Here is a 12,413-nt window from a genome sequence, read left to right as displayed (position 1 = left end):
AAATGCTTGCGAAAAGACTAACGCCGCGTTCACGATCCTTACCTAGTCATTACGGACTGCTTAGGCAATTTTTAAAGCTGTGGCGGTAACGTGGCGGGGATTGGGTCTTTGATGTTTTTGTAGAGAGTACGATGACCGATCTGGTTAGACCTAGAGTTAAATATGTTATCGGGCCCGACGGCAGCCCACTTACGATCGCCGATCTGCCGCCGACGAACACGCGTCGCTGGGTTATTCGGCGCAAGGCGGAAGTGGTTGCGGCGGTGCGCGGCGGGCTTTTGAGTCTCGAAGAGGCATGCCAGCGTTACAAGCTGACCACCGAGGAATTCCTGTCCTGGCAGGCGTCGATCGACGAATACGGCCTCGCCGGGCTGCGCACCACGCGCATCCAGCAATACCGGCACTGACTGTAGAGAGTTTGGAAAAAGGGCGCGGACTCCGCGCTCTTTTGTTTTCCATCGCGATTCTTCATTCCTGGAAGCGCGCCTTCTGGCGGTCAGACCGCCAGCACCACCTTGCCAATCGGCTTGGTGGCCAGGAAAGCGTGGGCGGCACCGGCCTGCTCAAGCGGAAAGCGCTTCGCCACATGGACGGTGAGCTTTCCGGCATCGATCAACCGGCCGAGTTCCAGGAGGGCTTCGCGGTCGGGCACGACCGACATGCGCTCGACCCGGATGCCCTCAGCGCTGGCCTTCGCCTTCGCGGCATCGCTGACATTGAGCAGCGACACCAGCACGCCGCCGCGCCTGAGCACTTTCAACGAGCGCTCGGTCTGGTCACCGCCCACCGCCTCCAGCACCAGGTCGACGTCACGAACTTTCTCAGTGAAATCACCGCTGGTGTAGTCGATCACCTCGTCGGCGCCGAGCTTGCGGACAAAGTCGAGCTTGTCAGGGCTGGCCGTCGAGGCGACCCAGGCGCCGCGCGCCTTGGCGATCTGCACCGCCAGATGGCCGACGCCGCCGGCACCCGCATGCACCAGCACGCGCTGGCCGGATTTCAGCCCACCATGGCGGACAAGGCCTTGCCAGGCGGTGAGGCCGGCCAGCGGCAATGCGCCGGCCTGGGGGTGGTCGGCGCTCTTCGGCTTCAACGCTATCTCATTGGCGGGCACAGCCGCCAGCTCGGCATAAGCCGCCGCCTGCTTGGGGAAGCGCGGCATGCCGAACACCTCGTCGCCGACCTTAAGGCCGATGACACCAGGCCCCAGTGTCTCGACCGTTCCGGAAATATCCCAGCCGAGGATGAAGGGCGGTTCGCCAAGCAGCTTATAACGGCCGGCGCGCACGGCGCCATCGACCGGATTGATGCCGGCTGCCCGGACGCGGACCAGCACTTCGCCCGCCTTCGGCGTCGGATCTGGCTGATCGGCAATGACGAGCACGTCGGGTCCGCCAACGGAATTCTGGATAACGGCACGCATGGGATCTGGTGGTCTGCGCGCTGCGCAAAGGCCGTCACCGTAATGGCGAGCTTGCCCGCAAGCTCGAAGGCATTACGCCCAAGATGCTGACGCAGACGCTGCGCGTGCTGGAGCGTGACGGCCTTGTGCGGCGCGAGGTTTTTGCCGTCATTCCGCCGCGCGTCGAATATGAATTGACCGAGCTTGGCCAGAACCTGGCGGGGCTGCTCACCCAGATCAGGTCATGGGCCGAACAGCACACGCCGGACATCAAGGATGCCCGTGCAAAGGCGATTGCCGCGAATGAAGGGGAATGGGCCGCTTAGATCGGAAATCTTCCGCGGCAATTCGGCCGGAGCCGGTTCGAAGTCGCCGCTCGAGAACCGCGCGGAGCCGCGCGCCGGCGGGCGCGCTCGACGATATGGTCGGCCGGTTCAGCCGATCATCGCGCTGCGGCCGCCGGTTTCGGCGTCGCGGATCTTGGTGTCGCGCGATTCCAGCATTTCAGCCTTGGAAAGCTCCGCTTCAGCTTCGCCGAGTAATGATTCGGCAGTGCTTCGCTGTTGGGCGAGGTCGCTCTGCGAGTTTCTGAGGTTGTCGCGGCGCAAGCGCGCCGCCTTGGCGAAGGTCGGATAGGCGAAATGATTGATGTCGATGATGCCGGCTTTCTTTTCCTCGGCGGTGATCTGAAGCTCCAGTTCGACAGCCATGCGCTCGAACTCGGCGATCATCATGTCGAGCTGCAGCAGCTGCCGCCGCTTCTCATTCACCTGAAACTGTTTCAGCCGAACGAGGTTTTCACGTGACTTCATGATTCGGTACTCCCGGAAACGCACACCCGCACATATCGTCCAAACCACTTGGAAAGGCCCAAGCTCTGCCCGTGTCCACCGGCTTTCCCCGCACTATGGGAAACAAAACCCTAAAGTTTTTTGCCGACGGTAACCATTCGTTTACGGGCATTGTTAATCATACGGGTCAGGGCTTAAGGCCGGGTAAAAATTCCGGCCGCCGAAGCGAAGGCGCGTCGATGAGTCCCTGGAGTCGCTTAGTCCAGGTTGTTAATGTGTTGCATTAGGAATTTGGGTCCGTGATTCATTATTGGATTCAAGAGGGTGTAGCAAGAGGTTAAAAAATCTGATACCGTCATGGACGAGAAATTAGGTTTTGTTAACCATTCGATGGCAGCCTCTGCAAAGGCAACCACTGCTCCGGGTTCAGGACGGGTCGTGAAATGGTCCGGCGGCAGAAAAGGGGAATGAAATGCGTGTTCTGCTGATAGAAGATGACAGTGCAACCGCACAAAGCATCGAGCTGATGCTGAAATCGGAAAGTTTCAACGTCTATACGACCGACCTCGGTGAAGAGGGCGTCGATCTGGGCAAGCTCTACGACTATGACATCATCCTTCTCGACCTCAACCTGCCCGATATGTCCGGCTACGAGGTCTTGAGAACGCTCCGCCTCTCCAAGGTGAAGACGCCCATCCTCATCCTTTCCGGCATGGCCGGCATCGAGGACAAGGTGCGCGGCCTCGGTTTCGGCGCCGACGACTATATGACCAAGCCGTTCCATAAGGACGAGCTGGTGGCGCGCATCCACGCCATCGTGCGGCGCTCCAAAGGTCACGCCCAGTCGGTCATCACCACCGGCGACCTGGTGGTCAACCTTGACGCCAAGACCGTCGAAGTCGGCGGCCAGCGCGTGCACCTCACCGGCAAGGAATACCAGATGCTGGAGCTGCTCTCGCTGCGCAAGGGCACCACGCTCACCAAGGAAATGTTCCTCAACCACCTCTATGGCGGCATGGACGAGCCGGAACTGAAGATCATCGACGTCTTCATCTGCAAGCTGCGCAAGAAGCTCGATGCCGCGTCCGGTGGCCAGAACTACATCGAGACGGTCTGGGGCCGCGGCTATGTGCTGCGCGAGCCCGAAGACATCCGCGTCAGCGCCTGAGCGGCGAGCGCCGTCCGAATATCCAATTCGACAAAAAACCCGGCTCCGGCCGGGTTTTTTGCGTCCTTAGCCGGTGATAGGTGGGATCGGCACTAAGGGTGGGCTGCTGCCGTATCAGGCGGCGATCTTCAGCGTGCGGAAGCGCTCGAGCAGCTGCGGGCGATTGAAGGGCTTCAGCAGATAGCCCTGGGCGCCGGCGCGCTTGGCCCGCATGATCGACGCGATATCGAGCTCGACCAGCGAGATCAGGATCTGCGGCTTTATCGGGCTTTCCATGGCGCGCACGCGGCGGATGAGGTCAACCGCTTGCACATCCGGCAGGGCGCCGTCGACGACGATGATGTCGGGCATATCGGCGGCGCACATCTCCAGCGCGTCAAGCCCGCTGGCTGCCTCGATGACCACCATGTCGGAACCGCCCAGGATGCGTTTTGCAACTTTCCTGATGACGCTTGAATCGTCGACGAACATGCAGCGTTTCATTTTTCCGGGTCCTCTTTGCCCTGGGGCAATCCGGTCGTGTCGGGGCACCTGGCGTGCACCCTAGACCGATCCGGTAAAGAAGCCGAAAAGCCTTTGGGTAAAATTTTTGCAAAGATGCCATCCGGCTGGCTTTTCTTTGCGGATGCTTGGATGCTGCCCCTTAGGAAAAGCTTAACGCTTCCGGTCGAGCTGTCACGGCAATATTTCGCCGCTGAAATACTTTGCGCTCCCGTCAAACCGGCCGGGTACTCAGGCTACCGAAAGCACGATTTCTTCCGCCGTCGCATGGATCGATATCGTCATGCCGGCCTCACGAGCCAGAAGCAGCGTGTAATAGGGCTGCACCGAATGCGCATCGATCGGCTCTTCCGGCTTGTGCCCGGAATGCAATTCGAGGAATTTGGGCGGCACGCGCAGCATCGGCCCGCTTGCCGAAAGGGAAAAGCGCGGCTCGGTTTCGAGATTCTCGAGGGTCACGACCAGCTTGCCGCCGCGCGGAATGGCGGCATTGGCAACCAGAATCAGGTTGAGCAGAAGCTTGACCTTGTTCTTGGGCAGCAGCGCGCGGGTCCCTTTCCAGGTCAGCTCCGGCTTTTCATTCTTGAGGAAAGCAATGGCAACCGCTTCGGCGTCGCCGGTGTCGATCAGCATTCCAGCAGAACCGGCCGCGCCGAAGGCGATGCGGGCGAACTGCAGGCGGGCCGAGGCATTCCTGGCGCTCTGGCGGATGAGCCGCATGGCGTCTTCGTCGGCGCCGCCTTCGTCGAGCAGTTCAAGCCCGTTGTTGATCGCGCCGACCGGCGAGATGATGTCGTGGCAGACGCGGCTGCACAGAAGCGCCGCCAGGTCAGGGGCGGAAAGGGTGAACAGATCGGCCATCGGTGAAAATCCCTGCAAAATTCCACAATTCGTGGCCGAGCGATCGATTGTCGCGCCTGCCCACACGAATCACGCTCCAACCCGAGGCTTTCTGAATACACAGCACTCGTATGTACAGCAACAAATCCAAAATTGTCGTCGGGCCAAATGGCGTGTTCGCGCCGGCTGCCAGCGCCGGGCGCGCCTCAAAGTCAGCCTTCGAACCGCCATCTTCCTGTGGGAGTTAATGGTTGAAAAAGAATTACGGCATAGTTTGCCCCTAACAGTCATCCTTAACGGCCGCCTAAAGAGCCGGACCGGGTGCGAGGCGTCGGCGAAAGTGCTCCATGACGGAGATTGGAAGCATGTTTTCCCGATTCTATGACCGGAGTTTCCTCCGCGTCCTTACAATGGCGGTCACGCTCATGGGCGTTCTCGTCTTCTCGACTTCAGCCCTGCGAGCCCAGGAATATACCGCTCAGGAGATTATCGATTCCGGCCACAAGTTCTTCGGCGCGACATCAGGCGGGCTCGCAACGGTCATCGAGAAAATCTTCGCTTCTTACGGGCTGCCCAATGGCTATCTGCTTGGTGAGGAAGGGTCGGGCGCTCTGATCGGCGGCCTGACCTATGGCGAAGGCACGCTCTACACCAAGAATGCCGGCGATCACAAAGTGTTCTGGCAAGGCCCGTCGCTGGGCTGGGATTTCGGCGGCGAGGGGTCCCGGGTGATGATGCTGGTCTACAATCTCGACGATGTCGGCAACCTCTACAACCGCTATGGCGGTGTGGCCGGATCGGCCTATGTGGTGGCGGGGATCGGCTTCAACGTGCTGAAAAACAACAATGTGCTTCTGGTGCCGATCCGCACCGGTGTCGGCGCCAGGCTCGGCGTCAATCTCGGCTACCTGAAGCTGACCGAGCGGGCGACCTGGAACCCCTTCTGATTTCAATCCGTCGTGATCGCAAAGCCGGCTTTTCGATGGGATTTGTAGGCCCGTGCCCAATGCGCTGTGGCAAGACCTTGCCGCAGCGCCGGATTTCCGCCATGCCAGTATGATGCGGTCCAGTTCAGGCGGTTGCCACCGATAGCGAGTAGTCCTTTGGTTCAGTCAGTCCTGTTCTTCGCCCTCGGCTTTCTCTGTGCCGGCTTTCTGGCGCTGATCGTGGCTCCGGCCGTCTGGCGGCGCGCCGTCACGCTGACTCGCAGGCGCATCGAAGCCTCGATCCCGTTGACGAAATCCGAGATTCAGGCCGACAAGGACCGGATCCGCGCCGAGTATGCCATGACCACGCGCCGCCTCGAAATGAACGTCAAGGCGCTGCGCGAGAAGGCGGCCGAACAACTCGTCGAGATCAATCGCGGCCGCGAGGCGTTAAAGGGGCTGGCGGTCGAGCGCACGGACAAGAATCAGGCGCTCGCCGAACTCGGCGCCAAGAACGAGGCGCTGCGCCAGCGCGAGGAGGAATTGCATCAGCTTTCGGAGCGGCTCAAGGAGACCGAACGCAAGCTGGAGAAGCGGGCGCTCGAGTTCGAAAAGCTGGAGCTCATGTATGATGACGCCAGCTTCTCCTCCAGCAGCCGCCAGATCGAACTCGTGGCGCGCGAATCCGAGTTGCAGAAGCTCGCCAGCGACATTGCGCTGCTGCGCGGCCAGCGCAAGGAAGCAGACCGGCGCCATCAGGAGATCGCGGCCGAAAGCAAGGCCGTGCGCGATGCCCTGAAGGCCGAGAAGAAGAGAGCTGCGGAACTCGACAAGAAAGTTGAACGGCTGCTCGCGACGCTCGCCGACCGCGAAGACAAGCTCGATCGCCGCGAAAAGGAATTGGCCCGGCTGCGTGAAAAAACGAAGACCGAGGACGGCTCGCCGGCCTTGCGGCTGGTCGGCAAGCCGGATGAAGCGGACCGGCATGACGAGGCCAGCAGGCGCGACGACGTGGACCGGGCGATCGCCAAGCTCGACAGTGATCGCGAACGGCTGGAGGCCAGGCTGACGGCGCTGGCGCGTGAGAACAAGCGGCTGAAGGCGGATCTCGCTGCCACGGCATCGTCAGGGTCGACGAATGGCAGCGCCGCGCTGCGCGAGCAGATGAACGAGCTGGCGGCCAAAGTCGTCCACCTGACGGCGAAGCTCGAAGGACCTGACTCGCCGATCGCCAAGGCGCTGGCAGCACCGACGGACAGCCGGTCCGATGGCGGGGACCGCAGCCTCGCCGACCGTGTGCGGGCCTTGCAGAAGGCGGCCGCGAACTGAGGCGGTTGTGCGGCTATCGGTGTTGTGGCCTGCCTAACGACGCGAGAAATGATGCAGCGCAATAGCTGAGGCCGCCGCGACATTCAGGCTGTCGAAGCCTTCCGACATGGTGATCCGCACGGTCCGCAGGCGCTCAAGCAGGCTTTCGGGCAGGCCTTCGCCCTCGGTGCCGAGATAAAGCGCCAGGCGCGCGGCTGGCCTTGCATCGCGTATGTCGGTCTTTCCGCGGGGCGAGAGCGCGAATTGTTCAAAGCCCCGTTCGGCGAGCGTCGCCGTGAAACCCGCGGTGTCGGTGAAGGAGGCGAAAGGGATCTTGAGCGCGGCGCCGACCGAAACGCGGATCGCCTTGCGATAAAGCGGATCGCAGCATGTCGCATCCATCAATACCGCATCGGCGCCGAAAGCGGCGGCGTTGCGGAAGATCGAGCCCATATTGTCGTGATTGGCAATGCCGACGAGCACCACGACCAGGGCTTGAGCCGGCAAGGCGTCCAGCAATATCCCGGCCGGCTGCGGCGTTCCCTTGCGGCCGATGGCCAGGATGCCGCGATGCATGTGAAAGCCGGCGATCGCGTCCATGACCGCGCCGGCGACGACGTAGACCGGCAGGTCCGAGGGCGCCTTGTGCAATATGTCCTTCAGGCCGCCGAACCGGTTTTCCAGGACCAGCACGGATTCCGCCCCGAAGCGGCCGGACGACAAAAGCAGGTCGAGCACCACCTTGCCTTCGGCGACGAAACGGCCTTGCCGGCCCGCGAGATCGCGTTCGCGGATATCGAGATAGGCTGTGACGCGTGGATCCCGTGGATCGTCGATGCGGATTGGGTCCAAAGATGTCCTCTGCTCAAAGATCGAGAGCGCGGTTGGTGCGTCGGGAAAGACGCACCAACCGCGCTCCGGAAATCGTCAGCGAGGTAAAAGGCCGCGGCAGCGTCCGGTCAAGTGCCGGCGCGGCGCAATCTCTGCGCCATCTGGGACAAGTCCTCCTTGCCGCTGCCGAAAATACCGTCCAGCATGACAAGCAGTTCGCGCACCGCATCGGATTTGCAGGAATAGTAGATCATCTGACGGTCGCGGCGGGTGTCCACGAGGTCGAGAGCCCGCAACTTGGCCAGATGCTGCGAGAGCGCGGATTGGCTGAGCATCACCTTTTCGGCGATAGCGCCGACCGACATCTCACCGTCGATCAGATAGCTCATGATCAACAGCCTTTTTTCGTTGCCCATCAGCATAAGAAATTCGGCCGCCGATTCGGCGTTGGCGATTAGCTTTGTCGAGACCATGAATGCCCCATGCTGTTTGCTCATCGAGGCACCATGGGGGCAATGGTGCCTGAATCCATAAATTCACTCGCGAAAGGCCGCCGACGAGTCAGCGCCATAGCTAAAACCTAGAACATTTCTTTCAAATCTCAAGCGTTGCTTTCGATCAAATGCAATTTAAATCTCGCTCTGTGGCCGTGCTGCCGCCCTGCCGCTCCTGGCCATATCGACCAGAACGGGCCGCAATTCCTGTGCGACCGCCAAAGGTTGCGGGAAGAATACCCGGCAAACATTGTCCCCGGACACCAGATCCATGCCATCGGCGTCCAAACCGGCGATGGTCCAGCCGTCACCGGTTGCCCCGGCAAAATGATGTGCATAAACGGCGATCGCGTCGAGATGATCGGCGTTCATGTGCTCGATAGCGGGTTGTTCACTCGCCGCAAGCTCTTCGACGACCGGTCCGCCGGTGACGAGATCGGGCCGATCGAGCAGATAGGCCTTGCCGAAGCCGCCGTTGAGGCTGGCGCGTTGCGGCTCAAGGCGAAAGATAGAGAAGTCGCCAAGTCCGGCATAGAGCCTCGCCTTGGGATTGCGGTTGAGATAGCGGCGCTCGGCTCGAGCGTGCGCGTCCGACCCACGCTCGAGCCGTGACGCCTGGCAGATCAGCGCCAGGCGCGGATGTGCCAGCGGGTCGCCCTTGCCAGGCTCGCCGAGCAGCAGGGAACAGCGCGGATCGGCAAGCAAAGCAGGCGTATGCGCCGACAGCATCGACACCAGGATCAGCGGCGCGCCGTCAATGTCGGTGGCCACGCCGACCCGGCTCGCCAGCGGCGATCCGGTTTGCGGCTCCAGCACGGCCAATGCGCCGAAGCGGGCAGTGCGCAGAAGTGTCTTCGCCAACCGGATCGCCTCGGCGTCGGTCTCGCGGATCACGTCCTTCTTTTTGTCGTCCACGTCCTCCCCCTGCTACCACTTATCAGATTACTTCGGCGCCATGCGGATGGCGCCGTCGAGGCGGATGGTCTCGCCGTTGAGCATCTGGTTCTCGATGATGTGCAGGGCAAGGGCGGCATATTCGGATGGTTCGCCGAGGCGGGGCGGGAAGGGTACGGCGGCACCGAGCGAATCCTGCACGTCCTGCGGCATGCCAGCCATCATCGGTGTCTTGAAGATGCCTGGCGCGATGGTGCAGACCCGAATGCCCGAACGGGCAAGGTCGCGTGCGACTGGCAGCGTCATGCCGACCACGCCGCCCTTGGAGGCGGAATAGGCCGCCTGGCCGATCTGGCCATCATAGGCGGCGACCGAGGCGGTGTTGACGATGACGCCGCGCTCGCCGCCTTGCAGCGGCTCGAGCCTGGCGGCGCGGTCGGCGACAAGGCGGATCATGTTGAAGGTGCCGATCAGATTGACCTCGATCACCTTGCGGTACTGGTCGAGCGGATGAGGCCCATCCTTGCCGATCGTCTTCACACCAATGGCGATGCCGGCGCAGTTGACTAGGATGCGCGGCTCGCCAAGCTTGCCGGTCACCTCGGCGAGGGCGGCGGCGCCACTGTCGGCGCTGCTGACGTCGCATTGGACGGCAATACCGCCGATCTCGGCCGCTACTTTTGCGGCGCGGTCGATGCCGACATCGAAAATGGCGACGCGGGCACCCTTCGCGGCAAGCGCACGCGCCGTGGCTTCACCAAGGCCGGAGCCGCCGCCGGTCACGATCGCGATCTGGCCGTTCGGGTTCATGGCGTCATCCTTTCCAAGGGCGGTTCATCGTTTCACGGAAGCGCCGAACGCTCGATTTTGTTGCCGCAATTCCTGACGGAAAAACCGTTTCACACTTTTCCTGGAATTGCTCCAAGAGAACGGGGATGGATCAGGCCCAGATCGACGGGCAAGGTCAAGCCACTGCCGACATATGCTCGGCGACCCTGGCCTGACTGGCATGACAGACCTCGCCCGTGAGCCTGGCAACCGCGCCCGGCGTGATCTCATGTGACAGCAGGCGGTCGAGATCGACAGGACGGGGCATCGAAATCTGGCCGCGCGGAATGCGCTTGAAGCCGAGCGGCCCGTAATAAGGCTCGTCGCCGACCAGAATGACGGCCGGTGCGCCGGCTTTGGCGGCGGCTTCCAGCGCGATCGCCACGAGGCGGCGGCCAATGCCGAGATTCTTGAAGGCAGGCCGCACCGCGAGCGGTCCGAGCATCAGGGCGCGGCCGGTACCGGCGGCAATGCGGGTCATGCGCACCGAAGCTACGACAAGATCGCCATCGACGGCGACAAAGGACAGCGTGCGCTCGTGGCCGCCGGCCTCGCGGATCTTGTAGGCGGCCAGCACGAAGCGGCCGGGCCCGAAGGCCTCGTCATTGATGGCTTCAATTTCAGGGTCGTGCGCCGGAGTTTCCGGCAGGTATTTAACGTCGGCAAGGCTCATGGTCTTTGCGATCCGGTCAGGAGGAAAGATTGCTGCAAACGGCAGCATTCGCCAGTCAGCGCTTCATCAAGCGCGGGCGCCCTTTCGTCGTCGGTCGAACCGGATCAAAGCAAAGTCGAACATGCGGAGTGTCCGCTAGCATCAATTTCCGGCCGCCGCAATCGACCCTTTGCGTGGCCCTTGACGATCTGTTCAGCCTGGATGATTTCCACCTGGGCCTGTGACGCTCTACATGAGGCGAAAGGCGAAAGGACACCCCATGGGATTGCTGGTCGAAGGCAAATGGCAGGACCGCTGGTACGATACCAAGAGCAGCGGCGGCAAGTTCGTGCGGACGCAATCGCAATGGCGCGACTGGATCACCCGCGACGGCAAGCCCGCCGGAGGCCGCAGCCGCGGTTTCAAGGCGGAGCCCGGCCGCTATCACCTCTATGTTTCGCTCGCTTGCCCTTGGGCGCACCGGACGCTGATCTTCCGCGCACTGAAGAGACTCGACAGCATAATATCGATGTCGGTCGTGCATCATTTCATGGGCGCCAATGGCTGGACATTTTTGGCCGAGGACGGCGCGACCGGCGACACGCTCTACGGCCTCGATTTCCTGCACCAGATCTACACCAAGGCCGATCCCATCTATTCGGGACGGGTGACGGTGCCGGTGCTGTGGGACAAAAAGGATGAGACCATCGTCTCCAACGAATCCTCCGAAATCATCCGGATGCTGAATTCAGTCTTCGATGAGTGGGGCGATGCCAGCCTTGATTTCTATCCGCAGGCGCTTCGCGGCGAGATCGGCGCGATCAACGCGCTGGTCTATCCCGCCGTCAACAACGGTGTCTACCGCGCCGGCTTCGCCACCACGCAAGACGCCTATGAGGAAGCGTTCGGCGAGCTGTTCGCGGCGCTCGACACGCTGGAGGATCGGCTATCGACGCAACGCTATCTCGTCGGCGGCCGCATCACCGAGGCCGACTGGCGGCTGTTCACCACGCTGGTGCGTTTCGACCCGGTCTATGTCGGCCATTTCAAGTGCAATTTGCGCCGCATCGCCGACTATCCAAACCTGTCGAACTATCTGCGCGACCTCTATCAGGTGCCCGGTGTCGCCGACACGGTGAACCTACATCACATCAAGGCGCATTATTATGGTAGCCACGAAACGATAAACCCGACGCGGATCGTGCCGCTGGGGCCGGAACTGGACTATGGTGCGCCGCATGACCGGGCGCGGTTTAACGAAGCGTCCTGATTTACCAGTAGACCGATACGACTTCACCTCCAAAAACCTCGGCGATCCGCCGCAAAGTCGCCGGCGTCGTGTCTTGCGGCAGGCGGTCGAGTGGGAAAAAGCCAGCCTCGGCGATCTCGTGATCCGGCAGCTTCGGCGTCGTTTGGCTGAACTGCTCGATCAGATAGAAGCCGACATGGTCGCGGCGGCTGGCGCGGCGGTTGAAATGCATCGATTTGAAAACCGGCGGCGTGGTCAGCGCGATGTTGCCTTCCTCGGCCAGTTCGCGGGCCAGTGCCTCGTCCATCGTCTCGCCGACCTCGACGCCGCCGCCGGGAAGCTGCCAGCCGGGCACATAGGTGTGGCGTATGAGAAAGACGGAATTGGAGGCGGTGTCGAAAACGAGACCGCGCACACCGAGCGTCATCGGCCGCCGCAGCACGAAGTAGAGATGGAACAGCCTTGCCCTGAACCCCGCCCAACCTGTCTGGCGGAAGGCGTCTTCCGGGTCCGCCATCAGGTGCGAAAC

At 61.8% G+C, this 12,413-nt stretch carries 16 protein-coding genes; 6 read left to right on the top strand and 10 right to left on the bottom strand.

Going from position 1 to position 12,413, the window contains the following annotated elements; genetic code table 11:
- The first annotated feature begins 131 nt into the window (after positions 1-131).
- A complete protein-coding gene (locus tag FJ548_RS04345) occupies positions 132-407 on the top strand; it encodes a DUF1153 domain-containing protein (RefSeq protein ID WP_006203587.1) in 276 nt (91 codons plus the stop codon).
- A gap of 89 nt (positions 408-496) precedes the next feature.
- On the opposite strand, the gene FJ548_RS04340 is transcribed toward FJ548_RS04345, so the two are convergent.
- A complete protein-coding gene (locus tag FJ548_RS04340) occupies positions 497-1,423 on the bottom strand; it encodes an NADP-dependent oxidoreductase (RefSeq protein WP_140776967.1) in 927 nt (308 codons plus the stop codon).
- Between the two features lie 8 nt (positions 1,424-1,431).
- Here FJ548_RS04340 and FJ548_RS04335 point away from each other — a divergent pair, with 8 nt between their 5' ends.
- Positions 1,432-1,728 carry a helix-turn-helix domain-containing protein gene (locus FJ548_RS04335; protein ID WP_246678550.1) on the top strand — a complete coding sequence of 99 codons (297 nt, stop codon included), beginning with the start codon at positions 1,432-1,434 and terminating at the stop codon, positions 1,726-1,728.
- Positions 1,729-1,836: 108 nt separating this feature from the next.
- On the opposite strand, the gene FJ548_RS04330 is transcribed toward FJ548_RS04335, so the two are convergent.
- A complete protein-coding gene (locus FJ548_RS04330; protein ID WP_140776963.1) occupies positions 1,837-2,214 on the bottom strand; it encodes a flagellar export protein FliJ in 378 nt (125 codons plus the stop codon).
- Positions 2,215-2,665: 451 nt separating this feature from the next.
- Here FJ548_RS04330 and ctrA point away from each other — a divergent pair, with 451 nt between their 5' ends.
- Positions 2,666-3,361, top strand: a complete 696-nt coding sequence (ctrA, locus tag FJ548_RS04325) for a cell cycle two-component system response regulator CtrA (RefSeq protein ID WP_006203583.1) — start codon at positions 2,666-2,668, stop codon at positions 3,359-3,361.
- 114 nt (positions 3,362-3,475) lie between these two features.
- On the opposite strand, the gene FJ548_RS04320 is transcribed toward ctrA, so the two are convergent.
- Positions 3,476-3,844, bottom strand: coding sequence for a response regulator (locus tag FJ548_RS04320; RefSeq protein WP_140607090.1), 369 nt, complete (start codon positions 3,842-3,844; stop codon positions 3,476-3,478).
- Between the two features lie 249 nt (positions 3,845-4,093).
- Entirely contained in the window at positions 4,094-4,723 is a 630-nt protein-coding gene (locus FJ548_RS04315; RefSeq protein ID WP_140607089.1) for a histidine phosphotransferase family protein, read from the bottom strand.
- A gap of 389 nt (positions 4,724-5,112) precedes the next feature.
- Here FJ548_RS04315 and FJ548_RS04310 point away from each other — a divergent pair, with 389 nt between their 5' ends.
- On the top strand, positions 5,113-5,649 hold the full coding sequence (locus FJ548_RS04310) for an EipA family protein (protein ID WP_226890392.1): 537 nt from the start codon (positions 5,113-5,115) through the stop codon (positions 5,647-5,649).
- A 156-nt stretch (positions 5,650-5,805) separates the two neighbouring features.
- Positions 5,806-6,957, top strand: a complete 1,152-nt coding sequence (locus tag FJ548_RS04305) for a hypothetical protein (protein WP_140776961.1) — start codon at positions 5,806-5,808, stop codon at positions 6,955-6,957.
- A 33-nt stretch (positions 6,958-6,990) separates the two neighbouring features.
- Here the strand turns inward: FJ548_RS04305 and FJ548_RS04300 are convergent, their stop codons facing one another.
- The 5 genes from FJ548_RS04300 to FJ548_RS04280 all read right to left on the bottom strand — a co-directional run bounded on the left by FJ548_RS04300 (position 6,991) and on the right by FJ548_RS04280 (position 10,656).
- Entirely contained in the window at positions 6,991-7,788 is a 798-nt protein-coding gene (locus FJ548_RS04300; RefSeq protein ID WP_140776959.1) for an RNA methyltransferase, read from the bottom strand.
- Positions 7,789-7,895: 107 nt separating this feature from the next.
- Positions 7,896-8,240, bottom strand: coding sequence for a metalloregulator ArsR/SmtB family transcription factor (locus FJ548_RS04295; RefSeq protein ID WP_140610792.1), 345 nt, complete (start codon positions 8,238-8,240; stop codon positions 7,896-7,898).
- Positions 8,241-8,396: 156 nt separating this feature from the next.
- Entirely contained in the window at positions 8,397-9,176 is a 780-nt protein-coding gene (locus tag FJ548_RS04290; RefSeq protein WP_140776957.1) for a HugZ family protein, read from the bottom strand.
- A gap of 27 nt (positions 9,177-9,203) precedes the next feature.
- Positions 9,204-9,965 (bottom strand): 3-hydroxyacyl-CoA dehydrogenase, encoded by a 762-nt coding sequence (locus tag FJ548_RS04285; protein ID WP_140610787.1) that lies wholly within the window; start codon positions 9,963-9,965, stop codon positions 9,204-9,206.
- A gap of 154 nt (positions 9,966-10,119) precedes the next feature.
- On the bottom strand, positions 10,120-10,656 hold the full coding sequence (locus tag FJ548_RS04280) for an N-acetyltransferase (RefSeq protein WP_140776956.1): 537 nt from the start codon (positions 10,654-10,656) through the stop codon (positions 10,120-10,122).
- Between the two features lie 259 nt (positions 10,657-10,915).
- Between FJ548_RS04280 and FJ548_RS04275 the strand changes: the two genes are divergently transcribed.
- Positions 10,916-11,905: a glutathione S-transferase family protein gene (locus tag FJ548_RS04275; RefSeq protein ID WP_140776954.1), complete on the top strand. Its 990-nt coding sequence runs from the start codon at positions 10,916-10,918 to the stop codon at positions 11,903-11,905.
- Between the two features lies 1 nt (position 11,906).
- Here the strand turns inward: FJ548_RS04275 and FJ548_RS04270 are convergent, their stop codons facing one another.
- Positions 11,907-12,401, bottom strand: coding sequence for an NUDIX domain-containing protein (locus tag FJ548_RS04270; RefSeq protein WP_140776952.1), 495 nt, complete (start codon positions 12,399-12,401; stop codon positions 11,907-11,909).
- Positions 12,402-12,413 lie beyond the last annotated feature (12 nt).

Origin of the sequence: Mesorhizobium sp. B2-4-17, from assembly GCF_006441275.1 — a bacterium.
Taxonomy (GTDB): Bacteria; Pseudomonadota; Alphaproteobacteria; order Rhizobiales; family Rhizobiaceae; genus Mesorhizobium.
This window is presented reverse-complemented; position numbering and strand designations above follow the sequence as displayed.